The sequence below is a fragment of the Pandoraea sp. PE-S2R-1 genome (genome assembly GCF_002179865.1).
GTDB lineage: Bacteria > Pseudomonadota > Gammaproteobacteria > Burkholderiales > Burkholderiaceae > Pandoraea.
This window is the reverse complement of sequence record NZ_NGUR01000010.1, coordinates 1,036,834-1,057,745: the sequence shown is the minus strand read 5'-3', so window position 1 is coordinate 1,057,745 and position 20,912 is coordinate 1,036,834. Positions and strand designations below refer to the sequence as shown.

The window sequence follows — 20,912 nt, the reverse complement described above, 5'->3', positions numbered from 1 at the left end:
CTCACTCCTCACGACGACGGCTGCAACATGACGGTGACTTCTTCGCAATCTGGCGCACTTCCGGGCAAGGTCTATCTGGTCGGTGCCGGCCCCGGTGCCGCAGACCTGATTACGGTGCGCGGCGCACGCTTGCTCGCGCAGGCTGACGTGGTGCTTCACGACGCACTGGTCGAGCCGGAAATGCTCGCGCTTTGCCCGCAGGCGAAATTGATTGCCGTGGGCAAGCGTTGCGGCAAGCATTCCAGCGCACAGCACTTCATCAACAAGCAGTTGATCGACAACGCGCGCACGCATGCGCTCGTGGTGCGCCTGAAGGGCGGCGACCCGATGCTGTTCGGGCGCGCCGACGAAGAGTTGCGCGCACTGGAGGCCGCCGGTATTGCGGTGGAAGTCGTGCCGGGTATTACGGCGGCGCTCGCCAGTGCTGCCACGCTGAAGAGCTCGCTGACGCTGCGCGGCGTTGCCCGCAGTGTGGCTTTTGCCACGCAGAGCCGGGCGCCGGAATCGGCTGAGATTACCGCACAAGCGTCGGCCGATTCGCTGGTCTACTACATGGGCCGCGATGCGGCCCAACGCATCGCCGGCGAACTGATCGCTGCTGGTAAGCCGGCTGCAACGCCCGTGGCCATTGTCGAAGCCGCGACCACACCCCGGGAGCGCAGCGTCGTCATGACGTTGGACGATATCTCGCGCGGTGTCGCGGCAAGCTGGTTCGACAGCACGCAGCCGAGCGTGCTGCTGATCGGCGAGGCGTTTGCGCAGGCGCAGGTGTCGACGTCCTCGCCTGCGATGCACGCCGACGCATCGTTGGCCGCCTGACCTTTCGCGGCATAACAAAGCAACGGCACGTCCCGGAGCCCCACGCACCGAGCCCTGTCCTGCCGCGAACAAGACCTTACTGCGTCAGACGGAAGAGATCCTGCACGCTGCGCCCCTCGGCGATCGGCACGTGCGTCAGTTGGGCGACATCGACGCGCCGCATCATGACCGCAGGGCCGCCCGGAAACCTGAACGCGCCGTAGGTTGCGCTCATGCGCTTGAGGTGCCGGATTGTGGTCTCGAGTACAACGGACTTGTCGGGATGGACGACGATGCCCGTCGCCGGGTCGAAGAAGAAATACTCGGTGCGCATTCTGATGACCCGGCGTCCAAACAGCATGATGTGATGCGGGGTCGTCATCTCGTAGATGCGCTCGATGTTCGCTTTGCCATCGAGTGCCGCGCCGAGATTGTCGATGCTGAAGGTGCGCACGCTGTCGGCGCCCGAGTGGATGGCATTACCGGCGTACTCGCTCGCCCCCAGACTTTGCATCTGGTCCACGTATTGCTGCGTCGCCGGTGCCTCGGGCGCCATCGCGAACTCGCTCTGATGGGCCAATAGCGTCCCTTCTTCCCCATCGCGTACCGCCACCGCCATCGCGCGCACCATGCCGTTGTGGAGCGTGCCGGCCGGCACCCCGGGAATCTCGGTCACGCGTGTGACGACGGCCCCCGCAGCGGCCGCTTCGGTCTCGATATCTGACACCAGCTCACTGGACGCCTCCGCGGCCAAGGCGTTTTCGACTTCGCCGGCAATCTCACCCAGCGCGGCGTAATCGGAGATGTCCGGCGCGATGAAGAGCAGCATGTGATACGTGGCGGGCGCGCGCTCTCCGATGGGCCGGGTCCCCCGCATATAGGCCTCGTTCTTCGCGTTTCTGAAGACCTTGCGTTCGGCAAGCGTCGCCTCGTTGCGCACGGCTTCGAGGCGTGCCCCGTAGGCCTGATCGATTTCGTACGCCAGATGGGGTTCGTTGAGGGACGAACTTGCCCCGACTTCGGGCTGCGGTATCACGCGCCACCCGCCGATGGTGTCCAGTTGCATGTAAGGTCCCAACTCGTTGGTCTCGGGATGCCACAGCCGGAACTCGCCCGCACCGAAATCGAAGGTGAGATGGGCATAGGTGAATTCGTCGACATGCGCGATGAATTCACCGTCGACGTAGTACAGCCCGTCAATGACCCCGTTCACGCCATCCAACGGGCCGTCGACGAAAAAGTGATACTTGGCGCCGCCGGGCAGACGGCTGAGTATCTGAAGCCGCAGCGCAGAGATGCCTTGGCTGCCAATGGCGGTGGCCAGCGATTTCCAGCCCTCAGGGCGGGTATTTTCATCGCCGAACGCGGCCAGAAGCGCGCCGATCATGCCGTCCGAGATGCTCGCGGAAATCGACGCCGGGCGGACGATATCGGCGGCCCAGGTGCCCAGCCCCATCGTCATGTCTATCCACCGGATCGCGCGCGCTACGCCGACCACCGATTCCCCCGAATTGCCGGTGGTCAGCGTCGCGTTGAGATACGCGCTCGAATGATTCAACATCCGGTCGGCGACCACCTGAAAGGTATCGCCGTCGACAGGTGTGCCAACGGTATCGGCCAGCGTGTCCGTGGTTGAAGCACCGGCGGCAAACGCTTCCAGTCTCGCGGTGGCCTCGCGTTTTCGATGCGGTTGAAGCAAAGACAGGAGACGGCGTCTGCCATCGGGGCTGCGTGCTTGCTCCGTCAGCCACGCCTGCGTGGCAGCCCGGCTGTCGAAGCCCGTGATCTCACCGTTTCCCGTGCCGGGGGCGTACATCAGCACCTTGTGCGTTTGCGCGTCCGTGAAGAGCATTAGCCGCGTCGGTACGCCGCCGAGACTGATCCACTCGCGCGAATATCGCGTGGGCGGTGCGACCCCGATGGGGATGCGGTTGTCGCCGCGCTGCGAGTCTTCGGCCACGGCTTGGGCGAGGGCGACTTGGGCTGGGTCGAGCTTCTGTTGCAACGCCAGCGAGAGCGCATCGATACCGAAGCTTGCCCTGAGCACCTGACGCAACGACCCGTGCCGCGCGGCAATGAAATCCTCAAGTGCGTTCCGGTAATTCTCCTGAAAATGGTCGAAGGGAACGCGGCGCATGAAGGCGTTCGCGTCAGGCAGGGGAGGCGTCGAAGTCGCTTGTCCGGCCGGGGCGTTGGGGGAGCGTGCCACCCGCGCAAGTCGCATGACCTGTCCTGCGAGCGGAACGGGTGGCCTGCCGCTGACCGCTTCGAGAACGGCGTTGGTCAGACTCATCGAGGTGATGGTGGTCGCGTTGCCGGATGAGGTGCCGGGAGGTGACGGCGTTTGCGTGCAGATCTCCAGCCGGATGAGATCGGGGTCTAGCGCCTCGGCGTCGAGTGCCTTGAGCGCATCTCGCGCGGCGGCTCGCGCAATGCGCCGCTCATCGGGCAACAACATCGAGACTTGTGCGCGCAGATCGAGCAGCGATTCGATGGACGACTCGATGTCTTCCGGCAACGCAATCACGCGGGCGGTCGGCCGTGCGCCCGGGGGGAGGCTCGTCCCCGGTGAGGCGCCTGACTGTAGTGATTGATAGCGGGCATGCGGCGTCGCGCCCGCAAACCACGCGGCGTGGTCACCCGCCCGTGCGGGGGCGGTGGCCCGTGTCACGTCGAAGGCAATGTCGTCGAGGACGACGGTGAGAGAAGCGGCCCGCGCCACGACCAGCGGGTCAGCCGCGGTGGGCTTCAAGTGGAAGCCTGTGTCGTTGCGCGGGGCGTGCTGAGCGTCTGGTGGCGTCGATCGGGCCGGCGATGTCACGCGCAGCGGCAGACGAGCCCGTACGGCGCCGGTCAGGCCGGATGTTGCCGACGCGAAGTCCGCCTGCAACGCCGAGAGGTTCGCGTATTCCCGCCAAGGGTGGGCGTCGCCAGCGAGATATAGCAATGCGCGTCCGTCGTCTTCGTGTTCGGTGGCCGCGAACATGGCAGCGATCGGCAGCGCATCCGATACGCCCGAGCCGGTGGGGTGCACGGTGTAGGTGCGCACGTACTCGAGCGGTCCCTGACTGGCGTAGACGGGGGTGTCCAGAACGATCTGGCCGAGGACGACAGCGTCCGCCGATAGCTGTCCGGCGGCGTAGGACAACTGAAGGTCGTCGCGGGCCATGTGACGCTGGGACGCATCGAGTTTCTCCAGAAAGGCCTGCGCTTCGGGGCTCGACGCGTCTTGTTGTCCCAGCCATTTCCATTCGGTGAGTGCCCTGAGGAGCGTGTCGATCGGCAGTCCCGGCACTTGCTCGCCGGCCAGATACTTGCGGTCCGTTTGCAGCCTGCCGGCATAGACGCCGTAGTTCTCGATCCGGATCGATGTCTCGCCGCTGACGATGCGCATTGCCGCCGCCACGATGGGCGTCGGCGGATGCGGCCGTGAGCGTTGCAGGTGTGCGATGTCGTAGGCAGGCGACGGGTTAGGGAAGTCGAACGTGTCGAATTGGTAAAGGAACACGTTGTCGAGCGTGGGGGCGGTTTTGTCCGGGGATGCTGCACTGGTCAGTCGTCGCGTGAAACTGGTCTCGACGATTCGCGTGAGGTTCACCGTGTTTTGCGTCAGCCGGAAAGCCGTCCTGTGCTCCATGGTGCGATTTCGCAGCAATCCAATGAACGCCGCCACTTCCTCGTGAAACGTCGCGGACGATGCGATGCCGTCGCTTTCCGGGCGCGGCGCGGGAACGACGGCCGGTGTTGACGGTGCCTCGGCGAATTGCCCGGCTTGCGTTGCCGTGCTGGATACCGATGCTTGCTCGGCGCTACGTCGCGCACGCAGATCGTTCACATGCGCGACGTTGTCCCGAAACGGGATGACATCGGATGCCTGATCTGGCACGCCGGGCGCGTACTGCCCTGAACGGTAGGCCAGCACCGCGTCGGCCAGACGCGTGAGGGTGCCGTTACCGGACGGCTCGGCGAACGGAGAAGCGGCATCGACGAGATGCGCTGAACGCGTGGTTCCGGATGCCGCCCGGCTTGCCAGCGCGGTAGCCGTCTGTGTGGCGTACAACCACCAAAGCACGAAGCCCATGACCCCAGCGTCCCGGAAGTTCGGCGGGCGCGGCGCGGAGGGGAGCGGTTGTGCTGCGGGGAATGCCGATTCGGACGAATGGCCGTGGCGTGCCTTCGGATCGTGGCCGGAGCCGGCCCAGCGAAAGCGTACCGCCGCCTCGTGCAGAAGGCGAAGCCATTGCGTGACCTGCGCGCGCCACTGGTCTGCGGGGAGGGTATGCGCCAAGTCGCCGGCCTCTGCCCGCGAAACGGAGCGTTGCAGGTCGCGCAAGGCGCTTGTCGATACGGCACGTTGCATAACGTCTCGCACGCTCTCCGACGGGCGGCGCAGACTCAATGCCTTCGTCAGGCTATCGAGAATGAGCGGGGCGAGGTCTTCGTTCGCGGCGAGGACTTGAGCGATGTCGGGGAGATCGTTTCTGATCAACTGGTCGAGTTCGCTCTGCGACAGTCTCGACTCGATGACATGCAGGGTGAAGCCGAGTGCGGCTGCGAGATCGTGCGGTATATCGAGCATCTCGCGCGCCGCTTCGGAGAGTTGCAGGAACGCGTTGTTGGGCGTGTGCCGGGGCGGATTGATCGCGGGTTTCGGCATGGCACCCGGTACGGCGCGCAAGTCGGTGATGATGCCTGGCATAAGGGGCTCGAGAAGTCCTGATAGGGCTGCGCAGACGAGCACGGCGCGCCCCGGGTGGGCTTCCAGCCGTTGCTCAGATAACCGGACGTACGCGTCGCGGTGACACCGATTGTTGGACTTGAGCCTGCCGGACCGATTTCATTTTTTGGCTGCGGGACCGCATTGGGAATTCGCCGCGCGGGGGCGAAGCGGAGCGGGGGATGCAGGAGACGCGGAGGGGACCAGTGGCGTGGCGATGCCGATGGCCGTCAGATAGCGTTGCCGGCGTCGAGTTGATGCAGGCAGTAATCGCCGATCGCGTTCAGCACGTCGTCGTTTTCGCCGACGGCACCGGCGATGTCGATCTGCACTTGCGGATGTGCCTGACGTGCCTGCTCGACGAGCGCGGGGAGGTCGCGCCGGACGTGTCCGCCCTGCCCGAAGAAGACGGGCACCACGGTGATCTCGGCAGCGCCTGCCGCCACTTGGGCGTCGATGGCATCCAGCACGCTGGGCGTCATCAGTTCGAGAAAGGCCAGACGCACGTCCACGCCGGGGCGGCGGGCGGCGACGATGGCCCGCAGGCGCTCGAACGGTTCGGCCCAGCGCGCATCGCGCGAGCCATGGCCGAACAGAATGAGCGCCTGGTTCTGCATCAGTGTTTGTCCACCCAGCGCAGCGCCGCGATGGCGAGCACCAGATAAAGCAGCGATGGCAATGCCGCCGTGAACCACGCCGGCCACGTGTTGAGCAGGCCCAGATGCGAGAACAGATTGTTGAGCAACTGGAAGCTCATGCCGAGCATGATGCCGCCGAACACCTTCAGGCCGATGGCCCCGGCGCGTGCATGCAGGTAGGCGAACGGGAGCGCCAGCGCCATCATCACGAACACGGCGAACGGATACAGCAGCTTTTGCCAGAGCGCCAGGTTGTAGCGGTCGGTGTTCTGCTGGTTTTCCTTCAAGTGTCCGATGTACTTGTACAGGCTGCCGATCGCCATATTGTCCGGCGAGACCATCAACACCGACAGAATCTGCGGCGTCAGCTCCGACTTCATCTGCACCTTGTCGATGTGCACCTGCTTGCTCTGCACGAGCGCACGCAGCGGGTCTTTGCCGGCCGTGGCGTCATCGGTGGCGGAGAACACGGTCTCCGACACGTCGGTCAACTGCCAGTAGTTCGGCGTCTGGAACTGGCCGAGCTTGGCGAGGCGCACGCTATCGAGGCGCAGCGACGAATCGAACTCGTAAATGCGCACGTCGGCAATCGTGTTGTCAGGATTGAGCGTGCCCACGTTGATGAAGCGCGTAACACGTCCGCCTTCCTGTTCGACGGTGTCTTTGACCCAGACGCCTGAACGGAAGCCCGCCGAGACGGAACTGCCCAAGGCCTCCAGACGAATCTTCTGCGCGAGTTGCTCGGCGCCCGGTGCGACGAATTCCCCAATGGCGAACGTCAGCAACACGACCGGCAGGCCGATCTTGAGGAGCGAGCGCAGCGCCTGACCCGTCGAGAGGCCCGAGACGCGGAAGATTGTGAATTCCGAATTACCCGCCAACTGCGCGCAGACATAAATCGCGGCAATCAGCGACGCGACCGGAATGATTTCGTACATGCGCTGCGGTGCGAACAGCAACACATAGGCGAGCGCGTGCTGGAAGCGGTAGTTGCCGCGGCCCACGTCGCCCAGTTCGCTCACGAGGTCGAAGAAGACGAACAGGCCGACAAACGCCAGCAGGACGAACAGGAACGCCAGATAGATCTGACGCGCCAGATATTTTTCGTAGACGCGCATCAGCGAACCCCTCCTGCCGTCGGCTCGCTTCTTTCGCCGTTGCCACGATTGCGTTTGCGGCCGAGCAGCCCGCGGAAGCGCATGCGGCGCACGTACAGCAGCACGATGACGACGAGGGCGAGCGCGTGCAGCAACCACACGCCGATGGCGAGCGGCAGGCGCTCCTGTGCCACGTAAGCCTGCGACAGACTCAGCAAGTTGGTATAGCCCAGATAGATGAGCACGGCCATGACGAGGTTGACGGTGCGGCCATGGCGCGGGTTCTGGTACGCCAGCGGCACGGCCAGCAGCACGAGCGAGAGCGCCAGCAGGGGCAGACCGATACGCCAGACGATTTCGCCACGGAAGATCGGATTGGCAATCTCGCGGAACAGACGCATGGTCGGCACGCCCTTGGTCGGGGTGTTGTCGACGTCGGTCGTGGCCGGGTTGTCGATCTTCACGCCGTAGCGCTCGAATTCCATCACGCGGTAATCAGGCTGTCCGGGCACGCCGTCGTAGCGGCGGCCGTTTTCCAGCACGATGTAGCGGTTGCCGTCCTTGGCCGTCTCGATGTGACCTTCTTTCGAGACGATGACGTTGACCTTGCCGTTCTCGGTGCCCGAGACGAAGACGTTGTGCACCTTGGTGGCGTCGGGCGAGACGGTTTCGACGAAGAACACGCGGTGATTGGCGGCGCTCTCGCGGAATTGGCCCGGTGCGATCATCGAGACGTCGTCGCGCTGGGCGAAGCGGGCTTCGAGTGCAGAGATCTGGAGGTTCGCCCACGGCCACGCGACCAGCGCGCAGAACGTGATGACTGCCAGATACGGCGCAGCAAAGCGCAGCACCGGCTTGATGAAGTCGTTGATCGACAGACCGGAGGCAAACCACACGACCATTTCGGAGTCGCGGTACCAGCGGGTCAGCACAAAGAGGATCGAGACGAACAGCGTGACGATCAGAATCACCGCGAGGTAGCCGACCACGGCCAGACCGATGAGCACGAGCACGTCGCGCGGATCGGCCTTCCCGGACGCTGCGAAGCCCAGGATGCGGATCATCATCGTGGTGAGCATGACGGTGATCAGCACCATGAAGACGGCCCCAGCGGTGTAGTTCAGCTCACGCTGTAGGGAACGCTGAAAAATCATGTGATGAAGATTGGGGAGCTCTCGCGGTTGGGCGAGCGCGGAAAAAAGCGGATAATTGCGGCTCGTACGAATTTTACCCGAGGAAAGCGCGATGGACTTTAGCACAAAAGCCTTCGATTCGACCAAGACCGGCCTGGCCGATCTCGCCAATGCGAAGACGGAATGCCTGGTGGTCGGCGTATTCGAGCAACAGCCGCTCGCGGGCCTCGCCAAGGCGCTCGACGCCGCCAGCAAGGGCCTGCTCGCCCGCATGGTCAAGCGTGGCGAACTCGACGGCAAGCTCGGCAGCACCCTGATGCTGCACGAAGTCGCAGGCTGGAGCCCCGCACGCGTGCTCTTCGTCGGCCTGGGCCGCGAAGACCAGCTCTCGCAAAAGGGTTTCAACGATGCCACGCGCGCCGCCGTGCGTGCCGTGCTGGCCTCGCGCGCTGCCGACGCCCTGTGGACGCTGCCGCAAACCAAGGTGGCCAAGCAGGACGCCGCGTGGGCCGTGCGCACCTCGGTGCTCGCGCTGCGCGACGCCACCTACCGCTTCACCCAGATGAAGAGCAAGGTCGAGCCGGCCAATGTGGCGCTGCGCAAGATCGTGTTCGCGGTTGCCCCGGAAGACCTGAAGGCCGCCAAGCTGGCTGCCAAGCGCGGCGAGGCCATCGCCAACGGCATGTCGCTCACGAAGGACCTGGGCAACCTGCCGGGCAACGTGTGCACGCCGACGTATCTCGCCGACACGGCCCGCAAGCTGGCCCGCGAGTTCAAGCTCAAGGCAGAGATTCTCGGGCCGAAGCAGATCGAAGCGCTCAAGATGGGGTCGTTCCTGTCGGTGTCGCGCGGTTCGGTCCAGCCGCCCCAGTTCATCGTGCTCAAGTATGAGGGCGGCCCTGCCAAGCAGGCCCCGATCGTGCTGGTGGGCAAGGGCGTGACCTTCGACTCGGGCGGCATCTCGCTCAAGCCGGGCGAGGGCATGGACGAGATGAAATACGACATGTGCGGCGCAGGGTCGGTGCTGGGCACGATTCGTGCCGTCGCCGAGATGGGCCTCAAGCTCAACGTGATCGCGGTGGTGCCGGCCACGGAAAACATGCCGGGCGCGCAAGCCACCAAGCCGGGCGATGTCGTGACCAGCATGTCGGGTCAGACCATCGAGGTGCTCAATACCGACGCCGAAGGCCGCCTGATCCTGTGCGACGCGCTCACCTATGCCGAACGCTTCAAGCCGGCTGCCGTGATCGACGTGGCAACCCTGACGGGCGCTTGCATCATCGCGCTGGGCCATGTGAATTCGGGCCTGTTCTCGAAGAGCGACGCGCTCGCCGACGAACTCGTGGCTGCCGGCCGCACGACGGGCGACACCGCCTGGCGTCTGCCGGTCGAAGACGAATATCAGGAGCAGCTGAAGTCGAACTTTGCCGATATGGCGAACATCGGCGGGCGTCCGGCGGGTAGCGTCACCGCCGCCTGTTTCCTGGCACGCTTCACCGAAAAGTACGAGTGGGCGCACCTGGATATCGCCGGTACGGCATGGAAGAGCGGCGCGGCCAAGGGCGCGACCGGCCGTCCGGTGCCGTTGCTCACGCAGTTCCTGATCGATCGCGAGGCCCGGTGACCCGCGTCGATTTTCATACCCACGTGGCGAACCGGCTCGATTACGCGTGCCGGTTCGCGCGCAAGGTCTATCTGGCCGGGCAGACGCTCGTGGTCGTCGGTGAACCCGACGTGCTGCGGGCGTTCGATCAGGCGTTGTGGACGTTCTCGCCGCTGGAGTTTGTCCCGCACTGCTTCACGCGTGACGATGAGGCGGCGAAGACGCCCGTCGTGCTGGCCGGGCCGGACGAAGAAGCGCAACACCATCAGGTGCTGCTCAATCTGGCCAATGCCGTGCCGACGCACTTTGCACGGTTTGAACGGGTGGTGGAGATCGTGGGCGATGCGCCCGAGGATCTGGCCGGCGCCCGGGAGCGTTACCGTTTCTACCGCGATCGCGGCTATACCCTGAACAACTACGACCAACGAGGCTGACCGTGACGCATGAGCCCGAGCGCAACGACCCCGGCATCCCCACGCTGACCGAAGTGCTCGCGCCCGGCGACGAGGTGCCACCGACGATCCCATCGAACGAATCGAGAGCAGCGTCGGTGTCGGCCGCCGGGGGCGCTGGCGGGCAGCGCGCTGCCGAGCAGGGCGTACCGGCGGATGTGGCGGTGTTCGCCGAGCGCGTGAGTGCGCGGCTGACGTTGCAACTGGCCGACGAGATCACGACGCTGGTGGAACGTCGCTGTCACGACGCGCTGATCGATCAGACGTCGTGGCTCGTGCAACTTATCGGCAAACAGGTGGCCGACGCGTTACAAGTGCAACTGCCGGATCGCATCCGGCAGGCGGTCATCGAGGAAGTGGCGAAGCAGGCCCGCTCGCAGGGCTGAGAGGGTGGAGGGCGGCTGGCCTTTGGTCGTAACGCCGCGTTGCCTCAGGCCCTGTGCCCGCGCTCAGCGGATAAAGCCCAGAATCCAGCGGGCAAGGCGCTCGGCCTCGCCCGGTGCCAGTTGCGGACTGGCGGGCATCGGAATATTGCCCCACGTACCGCGACTCCCGTCCGAAATCGATTGGGTGAGTTTTTCCACCGCGCCGTTCTGCCCGGCGTAGCGCTTGGCAATGTCGCGATAAGCCGGCGCCAGCAGCATGCGCTCGACCGCGTGGCATGTCATGCAGTTGCGCTCGCGTGCGAGCTTCAGCATGGCCTGATCGGTCGCCGACGTCTGGGCGGCCGCACTCGGCGGCACCAGCGCGAGCAGCGTCATCAGCAGGCCTGCAACCACTACGGCGATTTTGTCGCCTGAATCCTTCATGTGCTACTCCCCGATCGTTGACGGATCGCGATGCGAGGCTGCGTGATAGTGATGGGAAGCTGTGGCGCAGGGCGCATCGACGCGCCATTATACGGCGGCGGCCGACGCCCTTCTTTACCCGTGATTGCCCAATGAAAACGGCACGTCTGCCGGGCAGGCAAAACGTGCCGCAATACCGCTATACCGCAATCCGCTGCAAGGATGCCGCCTCGCGGCAGTCGTCATCACGATCCTCGCGCGCAAACGTCACGCGTCAGCCCGTCACGGCGCCCTTATTCGCCGGTTGTGCCAGCGCGGCGTACTTCGCCATCACGCCACGCGTGTAGCGGGGCGCAGGGGCCTTCCATGCCGCGCGGCGTTTGGCGAGTTCATCGTCCGCGACGTTCAGTTGCAGCACCAGTTTGTGCGCATCGATGGTGATCGAGTCGCCTTCCTGCACCAGTGCGATGGTGCCGCCCACGAATGCTTCCGGCGCGACGTGGCCGACCACCATGCCCCACGTGCCGCCCGAGAACCGCCCGTCGGTGATGAAGCCGACCGACTCGCCGAGGCCCTTACCGATGATCGCCGAGGTCGGGGCCAGCATTTCCGGCATGCCCGGCCCGCCCTTGGGGCCGAGGTAGCGCAGCACGAGCACGTCGCCAGCCTTGATCTTGTCGGCAAGAATCGCGTCCATCGCGCTTTGCTCGTCGTCGAACACGCGTGCCGGTCCGGTGATGACCGGGTTCTTCAGGCCCGTGATCTTGGCGACGGCACCGTCTTCGGCAAGGTTGCCCTTGAGGATCGCGAGATGGCCTTCCTTGTAGAGCGCCTTGTCGATCGGGTAGATCACATGTTGATCGGCGCGCGGCACTGACGGCACATCCTTCAGTTCTTCCGCAATCGTGCGGCCAGTGATGGTCAGGCAGTCGCCATGCAGCAGACCGGCATCGAGCAACAGCTTCAGCACTTGCGGAATGCCCCCGGCCTTGTGCAGATCGGTCGCCACATACTTGCCCGACGGCTTCAGGTCGCAAATGACCGGCACGCGGGCGCGCACGCGCTCGAAATCCTCAATGGACCATTCGACTTCAGCCGCATGTGCAATCGCCAGATAGTGCAGCACGGCATTGGTCGAGCCACCCGTGGCCATGATGAGGGCCACGGCGTTTTCGATGGACTTGCGGGTGATGATGTCGCGCGGCTTGATGTCATTTTTCACTGCCTCGATCAGCACGCGCGCCGATTCGGCCGCCGAGTCGACTTTCTCCTGATCGGGGTTGGCCATCGTCGACGAATACAGCAGCGACATGCCGAGTGCCTCGAACGACGAACTCATCGTGTTGGCGGTGTACATGCCGCCGCACGAACCGGTCGACGGACACGCGTTCTTCTCGATGCCCTTGAAGTCGGCCTCGGTCATGCGCCCGGCGGTGAACTCGCCCACGGCCTCGAACGACGAGACGATGGTCAGGTCCTTGCCCTTCCAGTTGCCCGGCCTGATCGTGCCGCCATAGACATAGATGCCCGGCACGTTGATGCGGGCCAGTGCAATCATGCCGCCCGGCATGTTCTTGTCGCAGCCGCCGATGGCGACCACGCCATCCATCCACTGCCCCTGCACGGCCGTCTCGATACAGTCGGCGATGACTTCACGCGACACGAGCGAGTACTTCATGCCTTCGGTGCCCATCGACATGCCGTCGGAGATGGTCGGCGTGCCGAAGGTCTGCGGGTTGGCCTGATGCGTTCTGATGGCCTCGACGGCGGCGTCGGTGAGGCGTTGCAGGCCGGCGTTGCACGGCGTGATCGTCGAGTGGCCGTTGGCCACACCGATCATCGGATTGTCGAAGTCTTCTTCCTTGTAGCCCAGCGCGTAATACATCGAGCGGTTGGGCGAGCGGGCCACGCCTTGCGTGACGTTGCGCGAACGACGGTTGAATGCCATGACTGTCTCCTCTGTCCTGTGGGGATGCGCCGCTTTGGTTACGCAGACACATGCGTTGTTGTATCACACGTCAGATGCAAAAACGGCGCGCTCCGGAAGGGGCGCGCCGTGTGGCTTACGTCAGGTTGCCAGTGCGAAATCAGCCACGTTTGGCCAACTTCAGTTGCGACAGGTCGCGCACGGCGCCGCGATCGGCCGACGTCGCCAGCGCTGCATAAGCTTGCAGAGCCTGCGACACCACGCGCTCGCGGCCGATCGGCTGCCATGCCTCGTCGCCACGCGCCTCCATGGCGGCACGGCGACGCGCCAGTTCTTCGTCGGACACGGCCAGATGCATCTTGCGCTGCGTGATGTCGATTTCGATCACGTCGCCGTCTTCCACCAGACCGATGGTGCCGCCTTCAGCCGCTTCCGGCGAGGCGTGACCGATCACGAGGCCCGACGAACCGCCCGAGAAACGGCCATCGGTGAACAACGCACAGGTCTTGCCCAGCCCCTTCGACTTCAGGTACGACGTCGGGTACAGCATTTCCTGCATGCCCGGGCCGCCCTTCGGACCTTCGTAGCGGATCACGACCACGTCGCCCGCTTGCACCTTGTCGCCGAGAATGGCTTCGACGGCGTCGTCCTGGCTTTCATAGACGCGCGCACGGCCGGTGAAGACCCATTGCGATTCGTCCACGCCGGCCGTCTTCACGATGCAGCCCTTTTCGGCGAGGTTGCCGTACAGCACGGCCAGACCGCCGTCCTTGGTGTAGGCGTGTTCCAGGTCGCGGATGCAACCGGTTTCGCGGTTCACGTCGAGGCTCGCGTACGTTGACGACTGGCTGAATGCCACGGTCGTCGGCACGCCACCCGGGGCGGCACTGTAGAACGTTTGCGCCTTGTCGTTCACCTTCTCGGCGCTGGCAGCCACGTCCCAGTTGGCGATGGCGTTGCCGAGCGTGCCGCTGTGCACGTTGCCGCACGAGGTGTCGAGCAGGTTGGCGCGCGCCAGTTCACCCAGAATGCCGATGATGCCGCCGGCACGGTGCACGTCTTCGATGTGGTACTTGTCGGTCGCAGGCGCGGCCTTGCACAGGCACGGCACGTTGCGCGAGATGCGGTCGATGTCGGCCATCTTGAAGTCGACACCGGCTTCCTGCGCGGCGGCCAGCAAGTGCAGCACGGTGTTGGTCGAGCCGCCCATGGCGACGTCGAGCGTCATGGCGTTCTCGAACGCCGCCTTGGTGGCGATGTTGCGCGGCAGCACCGAGGCGTCTTCTTCCTGATAGTAGCGGCGGCACAGGTCGACCACGAGGCGGCCGGCTTGCTCGAACAGCCCGCGACGCCAGGCGTGCGTGGCGACGATGGTGCCGTTGCCCGGCAACGCGAGGCCGATGGCTTCGGTCAGGCAGTTCATCGAGTTGGCCGTGAACATGCCCGAGCAGGAACCGCACGTCGGGCAGGCGCTACGCTCGACTTCGGCCACTTCCGCGTCGCTGATCTTCGGATCGGCGGCCTTGATCATGGCGTCGATCAGATCGATCTTGGCAATCACCTGACCGTCGCCCGACTTGACCTTGCCGGCTTCCATCGGGCCGCCCGAGACGAACACGACGGGGATGTTCAGGCGCATGGCGGCCATGAGCATGCCCGGGGTGATCTTGTCGCAGTTCGAGATGCAGACCATGGCGTCGGCGCAGTGCGCATTGACCATGTATTCCACCGAGTCGGCGATCAGTTCGCGCGACGGCAGCGAATAGAGCATGCCGCCGTGACCCATGGCGATGCCGTCGTCGACGGCAATGGTGTTGAATTCCTTGGCGACACCCCCGGCAGCCTCGATTTCCTTGGCGACGACGGCGCCCAGATCGCGCAGGTGCACGTGGCCCGGCACGAACTGCGTGAAGGAATTCACCACGGCGATGATCGGCTTGCCGAAGTCTTCGTCGGTCATGCCGGTGGCGCGCCACAGCGCGCGGGCACCGGCCATGTTGCGGCCGTGGGTGGAGGTGCGGGAACGGTAGTGAGGCATGGTCGTCTCGTGAAACGCAGTGTTTGTGGGTAAAGAATGGTCAGGCGAGTCGTCCGGCTTTTGGGCAGCCACGCATCCAAGCGGGCTTTGGCCGGACTGAATTGGACGTTAAGATTCGTCTTTCCTTGGATGCTTGTCAAATATATTATTTGACTCGGATTAGGTCGAAAAACATATCATGGATCTGCGTCAATTTCGGTATTTCGTGGCGGTGGCCGAAGAGCGTCATTTCGGCCGTGCCGCACAGCGTCTGGCGATGACCCAGCCGCCGCTCTCTCAGCAGATTCGGGCGCTGGAGGCGTCGCTCGGCGCCCCGCTGTTCGTGAGAACGAACCGCTCGGTGGAGCTCACGGCGGTCGGGCGGCAGTTGCTGCCCGAGGTGCGGCGCATTCTCGCTGACGCCGAGGCGCTGCCCGCACTGGCGCAGGGGCTGGCGCACGGCGAGGTCGGGACGCTATCGCTCGGGTTCGTGTCGACGGCGGACTACGGCATCCTGCCGCCGCTGCTGCGCGAATTCGGCGAGCGCTATCCCCGCGTGCGGCTGCAATTGCTCGAGGCGACCAGCGACGTGCAGGTCGAGGCGCTCATGGACGGCCGGATCGACGCGGGCCTCTTCATCCCGCCCGTGCCCGCGCGTTTCGCGAACGAGCTCTCGTACCTGCCGATCATGCGCGAGCCGCTGATGCTGGCGTTGCCGGCGGGGCGGGGGGATCGGCGGGGCGGGTCGAAGCCGTCGAACGAGCCGAACGAGCCCGTCAGCCTGACGGACTTTGCCGACGAGCCGCTGGTGATCTTCCCGCGCCGTGTGGCCCCGGCGTTCTACGACATCATCATGGGCTGTTACGGGGCATTGGGGCTGACGCCGCGTGTCGGGCAGGAAGCCATTCAGATGCAGACGATCGTGAGTCTCGTCTCGGCGGGTATGGGCGTGGCGCTGGTGCCGCAGTCGCTGTGTCATCTGCGTCGCACGGGCGTCGAGTATCGTGCCCTGCGCGAGACCAGTGCGCTGATCGAGACGGGGCTGCTCTGGCGCACGGCGGAAGTCACGCCCGTGCTCGAAGGCTTTCTCGAAACGGCGCGCGGTGTGGCACAAACACCGCCCGGTGCAACGCTGGTGGACTAGGGCCTGTTCCCCCCTATGGCTCGTGGTATTGTGCAGGCCATCCGACGGCACGCCGGAATCTGTGTGTCATGACGCGGCGGCACCGCTTTTTTGTGAATGGCGGCGCGCGAGTTCACGGAAATTTTCGGAACTTTTGTTCACGAATCCCTATCTTCTGATCCATGCTGATTCATCCTCAATTCGACCCGGTCGCGATTCATCTCGGCCCGCTCGCCATCCGCTGGTACGGCCTGATGTATCTGGTCGGCTTCATTCTCTTCCTGCTGGTCGGACGCTTGCGCGTGCGCCAGCCGTCAATTGCCGCGCAAGGCTGGAAGGCGCAGGATCTCGACGACATGCTGTTCTACGGCGTGATCGGCGTGATTCTCGGCGGACGGCTGGGCTATGTGATTTTCTACAAGCTGTCGTTCTATCTGGCAAACCCGCTCGATATCTTCAATGTGTGGGAAGGGGGCATGTCCTTCCACGGCGGCTTCCTTGGCGTGCTGGTGGCGATGTGGCTGTTCACGCGCCGCCGCGGTCATTCGCTGCTGGAAGGCACCGATCTGATCGCGCCGATGATTCCGTTGGGGCTGGCGGCGGGGCGTCTGGGCAACTTCATCAACGGCGAGCTATGGGGCCGGGTGACGAGCCCCGATTCGCGCTGGGCGATGCTGTTTCCGCAAGCGGCGGCCGAAGATGCGCAGTGGGCGATGGCCCACCCGCAGGCGATGGCCGATAGCGCGATGCAGATGGTGTTCGCACAATTCCATGGGTTGCCGCGCTACCCGTCGCAGTTGTTCGAGGTCGCGCTTGAAGGCGTGGCGCTGTTCCTGCTGTTGTGGTTCTTTGCACGCAAGGCGCGTCCGGTGGGCGCGGTCTCCGGCATGTTCCTCGTGGGCTACGGGCTGTTCCGCTTCCTTGCCGAATTCACCCGTGAGCCGGATTCGTTCCTTGGCCTGCTGTCGTTCGGGTTGTCGATGGGCCAATGGCTCTCGCTGCCGATGATCGTCGCGGGCGTGATCATGCTGGTGTGGGCGCATCGACGCGCCGCGCCATCGGTCGCATAGCGGCGAATTTTGCGCGGTCGGCTGACCGCAGTGGAAAATCCAAAAGGGCTGCCAGTGGTGTCACTGGCGGCCCTTTTTTTGCGCTCGAGGCTGGTTTTAGGGGAATTCGAGCCCATTTTCGCAAGCGAAATCCCTTGCGGCATGAATTCGAAAACTAGTGAACCGTTCTCGCAAAGCGGCGATCCGTGACGCTGCTTACTTTCTCGTCATTGTTGCGACCTGAGCGCTGCAATGGCGAATTGGAGCGAGGACATCGGAATGAAACCCAAATTGACGGGCACAGGTGCTGCTCACGTGCACGGCTTGCCGCCGTACGCGAAGCCGGGCCACGCGATCGGACAGGGGAACGTACGCGCGACGGACAGCAGGTCTGGCCAGACGATGGCAAGCGATCTGACGTCGGTCAGGCAAGCGCTCCGGCAAGGTTATCCAAGGCCGGGTCTCGCGTGCGGACAGGAGGCGGCACGGGCGCCGGGCGCATTGGCCAAGGAAGAAATGCCAAGCTATTGGACGTTCGACAGAACGGCCAGCGCACGTTTGAGCCAGCCGAAGGATCGTGGCGACGTGCCAGCGCAGACCGCGCATCTGCTTCTGGCGTTCGAGCGCGGTGAGCGTGCCTATCCGTCAGTCGTCAGAGTGGAGCTAACGCCCGGCAAATTGTCGCGCAGCGTTTGCGACGTGGATCTGTCGCATTCGTGCGATGACGCCGTGCCCGCGCAGACCATTGAATCCTCATTCGTGAAGTGCTTCGACCCGGGAAACGGCTGGTTCGGCATGGCGAGCGTTGCAGGCGCCCATTACGCGTTCGATATTGCGCAACAGCAAGGCGAGCGATGGGTGCAGAACGTGGAAGCAAGACGCGCGATGCCGGACAGTACCGAGTTCCACTGGTTCGAGATGAGCGAGCGCCTGACGAACCTGAAGCGCGATTTCGACGGCAAGATCCGCGACGTCAAAGGCGTTTCCTGGACGGCAGGTATCGCTTCTTCCGGACGGTGTCTGGCCATTCAACCATTGCGCACAGAGCCCGGAGCGAAACCGCTTTCGCGGCTTTTCGACGAGATCGCGGCTACGCTGGAGACTGAGCTCGACACGATAGTGAGCGTGCTCAAAGCGCCGGAAAAGCGCGACACCGTTTGCGATCTTTACAGAAACTTTGTTCCGAACGCAGGGGACGCGCAAAGGCTGGTCGACGCTCATCTTCAGGCGCTCGAAGACAATGCCCCCACGTTTCGGGCAAGCCTTGAGCGCAGCGAGGCGTTGATATCGATCGTTGAGTTCGCGGGCAACGGCACCACAGGCGGACTGAGCCACGGAACGCTGGAGGACGTGGATCTCATCGGCCGTTTCGATATTCCCGCCATCGCCATCGACCGAAGCCGAGTCGCGGCCGTGCAGGCACACGACGCTCACACCCTCGCTCACCATGTCGCGAGAACTCACCTCGCGGATATCGTGTTTCACGAGTTCGGCCATATCGTCGCGAACTGGGAAGACGATTTGCAGTGCGTTGATGGCCAAGTGATCGCCAACCTCTACCCGCCAGTCAACGCGCTTCTCGAGGTTGCCGACCTCAGTGAGTACTCAGAAGCGCTCAAACGAGGCAAGCCCGATTCTGTTGTGAAGCTGGCCTCGTTTAACCATCTCATGCGCAGCCTGTTGCTCACGATTGCCTGCGGCCGCGAGCGTCAGGCGATTCCAGAGCTGATCGATGGCAGCGCCCTGGTCGTTTCGTATGAAAAGGTTGCCGGCGCACTCAGCGGGCCATTGCAGCGAGACGACAACTACGGACGACTTCTGAACGTGATCCGTACGGCTGTGCTCGCGGACGCTGGCAACTCCAGATAGCCGCGCCATGCCACGGGGCTGGTCACAGCCCGAGATCAACGGGAGATCAACGCGGCACGCATGGTTCGCCGCATCCCGGCGAGATTTTCGGATCGGAACGTTTCAGGTATCGCGCCAACGCAATGGTTCACCACATCTCTCGCGGTGTTTCCGACAATCAGGCCGAGCAGAAAACGCAAGATGCTGCTCTTCGAAATGATGGACTTTTTTCAGAACAAGGAATTCCGATGAAAACCAACGTCCTTTCCGCTGCTGTGAGCGCACCCGTGCATTCGAGTCAGTCTGCGCAACCGCAAACCGGCACGATAACTGTGTCAAATACCGTCGATGGTTCGTCAGCGACTTCGCTGGACGCCGTGCTCGAACAATTGACGATCTCGCATTGCGCAACAGCGCCGGTGGCGGCGCTGTTGTCGAAAGATCCCACACGCTGGGGGCTCGACGATTTGCGCGCGGCAGGCGTCGCACAGCGCACGGCACAGGTGCTTCTGTCTGCGATGGCAGCGTCGGACGGCATCTCGATGCAAACGGTGGCACGCGCTGTCGTAGAAACCTCCAGCACTGCGGACGTGTTGGTGGCGATCCGGCGCGCGACGACGGCGAATATGAGCGCTGCCGAAACGATGACCGACACACCGGTTGTGTTACGTCTGCTTGCGCTGGCGCTTCGCGGGGAGTCGTTGGACAGACTCGCTGACGCGGCGGGAGGTAAGCCTTTCGTGAGCGCCGTCATCGACTTGTTCATGGGGCACTACCATGCCATTCCGGACGCGGGGACACGGGATGCTGTTGCCGCCATCGACATTGTGTTGGCCTGCGGTGCCAGTCTCGATGCCACAGCGTTCGGTGGCATACCGCCGCTGCCGTATGCGCTATGCCGTGTCGTTCCCGATGCTGTTGTCGATCGACTCCTGCGCTACGGGGCAAATCCGAACGAGGCGGTGTCCGGCGCACATCGCTACAGCGCTGCCTGTGGTCTGGATTACTTGCCCGGGGGGACGGCCATGCATCACGCGGTGCTTGCGGGGCGTGGCACAACGATGTCGATGTTGGCCCGGCACGGCGGCCGTCTCGATGTTCAGTCGTTCGATGGTTACGACGCGTTGGCCGTCGCCGGCGCCGCTGCCTCATCGCTGGCATCGCCGCGCGCGGGGCTGATCGAAATGGCTTGTGTGGCCGCCGATCGCTGGGTATTGCAAGGCGGCGACGCGCGTGTGCAAGGTGACGGCGAATTCATGGTGCAAGTGCTTGCCACCCGGTTGCTGGAGTTCGAGGGTAGCGCCAGTGCTCATGAGCTTCGTCTCTGGCGCCAGACAATTGACGCATTGCGCGAACGGGGGTGCAACGTCACGCAGGCGCTGGGGCAGCGCCCCATCGAAGGCGGGGCAACGTATGCACAGCGAATCGCCGGGTTGCTCGCAGACGTGCAGCATTCTGTTGCGGGGATGCCCGCCTATCTCGTCCGTGCGAGCGAGCGCCCCGCGCTCTGGCGCGAGATTCAGAACATGATCGCGGCGCTGCCTGCCGGCGACGTGCAAGGCGCTGCGCAGGCGCACACCGCCGAGCCGGCGCGCGTCGTCAAGCGCGCGACGACGGCCCCTTTGTACGGTGACGCTGTGACGGGCGAAGCGGCGTATTTTCCCGGGACCGGACCGCTCAGCTCGGCCCACCATGCGTTTCGCACGCAATAACGCCGTCGGG

The 20,912-nt window shown here is 64.2% G+C and carries 15 protein-coding genes; 8 read left to right on the top strand and 7 right to left on the bottom strand.

Going from position 1 to position 20,912, the window contains the following annotated elements:
• Window positions 1-27 precede the first annotated feature (27 nt).
• A complete protein-coding gene (gene cobA / locus CDV44_RS15070) occupies window positions 28-819 on the top strand; it encodes a uroporphyrinogen-III C-methyltransferase (RefSeq protein WP_087688693.1) in 792 nt (263 codons plus the stop codon).
• 76 nt (window positions 820-895) lie between these two features.
• On the opposite strand, the gene CDV44_RS15065 is transcribed toward cobA, so the two are convergent.
• The 4 genes from CDV44_RS15065 to lptF all read right to left on the bottom strand — a co-directional run bounded on the left by CDV44_RS15065 (window position 896) and on the right by lptF (window position 8,404).
• Window positions 896-5,497 (bottom strand): dermonecrotic toxin domain-containing protein, encoded by a 4,602-nt coding sequence (locus CDV44_RS15065; RefSeq protein ID WP_087688692.1) that lies wholly within the window; start codon window positions 5,495-5,497, stop codon window positions 896-898.
• A 248-nt stretch (window positions 5,498-5,745) separates the two neighbouring features.
• Window positions 5,746-6,132 carry a sirohydrochlorin chelatase gene (locus CDV44_RS15060; protein ID WP_087688691.1) on the bottom strand — a complete coding sequence of 129 codons (387 nt, stop codon included), beginning with the start codon at window positions 6,130-6,132 and terminating at the stop codon, window positions 5,746-5,748.
• On the bottom strand, window positions 6,132-7,271 hold the full coding sequence (gene lptG, locus CDV44_RS15055) for an LPS export ABC transporter permease LptG (protein WP_087688690.1): 1,140 nt from the start codon (window positions 7,269-7,271) through the stop codon (window positions 6,132-6,134). The genes CDV44_RS15060 and lptG overlap by 1 nt, the downstream gene beginning before the upstream one ends.
• Window positions 7,271-8,404: an LPS export ABC transporter permease LptF gene (gene lptF, locus CDV44_RS15050; RefSeq protein WP_087688689.1), complete on the bottom strand. Its 1,134-nt coding sequence runs from the start codon at window positions 8,402-8,404 to the stop codon at window positions 7,271-7,273. Before lptF ends, lptG begins: the two co-directional genes overlap by 1 nt.
• Window positions 8,405-8,495: 91 nt before the next feature.
• On the opposite strand from lptF, the gene CDV44_RS15045 reads away from it, so the two are divergent.
• From CDV44_RS15045 to CDV44_RS15035, 3 genes are read left to right on the top strand one after another with little or no spacing between them, the layout of a single operon-like run.
• On the top strand, window positions 8,496-10,007 hold the full coding sequence (locus tag CDV44_RS15045; RefSeq protein ID WP_087688688.1) for a leucyl aminopeptidase: 1,512 nt from the start codon (window positions 8,496-8,498) through the stop codon (window positions 10,005-10,007).
• On the top strand, window positions 10,004-10,420 hold the full coding sequence (locus CDV44_RS15040) for a DNA polymerase III subunit chi (RefSeq protein ID WP_087688687.1): 417 nt from the start codon (window positions 10,004-10,006) through the stop codon (window positions 10,418-10,420). The genes CDV44_RS15045 and CDV44_RS15040 overlap by 4 nt, the downstream gene beginning before the upstream one ends.
• Window positions 10,421-10,422: 2 nt before the next feature.
• On the top strand, window positions 10,423-10,824 hold the full coding sequence (locus CDV44_RS15035; RefSeq protein WP_170935992.1) for a DUF2486 family protein: 402 nt from the start codon (window positions 10,423-10,425) through the stop codon (window positions 10,822-10,824).
• A gap of 63 nt (window positions 10,825-10,887) precedes the next feature.
• On the opposite strand, the gene CDV44_RS15030 is transcribed toward CDV44_RS15035, so the two are convergent.
• From CDV44_RS15030 to ilvD (CDV44_RS15020), 3 genes are all read right to left on the bottom strand, one after another.
• Window positions 10,888-11,247: a c-type cytochrome gene (locus CDV44_RS15030; protein ID WP_249277554.1), complete on the bottom strand. Its 360-nt coding sequence runs from the start codon at window positions 11,245-11,247 to the stop codon at window positions 10,888-10,890.
• Between the two features lie 253 nt (window positions 11,248-11,500).
• On the bottom strand, window positions 11,501-13,174 hold the full coding sequence (gene ilvD, locus CDV44_RS15025) for a dihydroxy-acid dehydratase (protein ID WP_087688685.1): 1,674 nt from the start codon (window positions 13,172-13,174) through the stop codon (window positions 11,501-11,503).
• A gap of 139 nt (window positions 13,175-13,313) precedes the next feature.
• Window positions 13,314-15,191 (bottom strand): dihydroxy-acid dehydratase, encoded by a 1,878-nt coding sequence (gene ilvD / locus CDV44_RS15020; RefSeq protein ID WP_087688684.1) that lies wholly within the window; start codon window positions 15,189-15,191, stop codon window positions 13,314-13,316.
• 178 nt (window positions 15,192-15,369) lie between these two features.
• Here ilvD (CDV44_RS15020) and CDV44_RS15015 point away from each other — a divergent pair, with 178 nt between their 5' ends.
• The 4 genes from CDV44_RS15015 (at window position 15,370) to CDV44_RS15000 (ending at window position 20,902) form a co-directional block, all read left to right on the top strand.
• On the top strand, window positions 15,370-16,314 hold the full coding sequence (locus tag CDV44_RS15015; protein ID WP_087688683.1) for a LysR family transcriptional regulator: 945 nt from the start codon (window positions 15,370-15,372) through the stop codon (window positions 16,312-16,314).
• Between the two features lie 161 nt (window positions 16,315-16,475).
• The gene (gene lgt / locus CDV44_RS15010) at window positions 16,476-17,363 is read left to right on the top strand and encodes a prolipoprotein diacylglyceryl transferase (protein ID WP_087688682.1); all 888 of its coding nucleotides are present in this window, start codon (window positions 16,476-16,478) and stop codon (window positions 17,361-17,363) included.
• Window positions 17,364-17,594: 231 nt separating this feature from the next.
• Complete coding sequence (locus tag CDV44_RS15005; RefSeq protein WP_087688681.1) at window positions 17,595-19,211, top strand: hypothetical protein; 1,617 nt, start codon at window positions 17,595-17,597, stop codon at window positions 19,209-19,211.
• Between the two features lie 227 nt (window positions 19,212-19,438).
• Complete coding sequence (locus tag CDV44_RS15000; RefSeq protein ID WP_087688680.1) at window positions 19,439-20,902, top strand: ankyrin repeat domain-containing protein; 1,464 nt, start codon at window positions 19,439-19,441, stop codon at window positions 20,900-20,902.
• Window positions 20,903-20,912 lie beyond the last annotated feature (10 nt).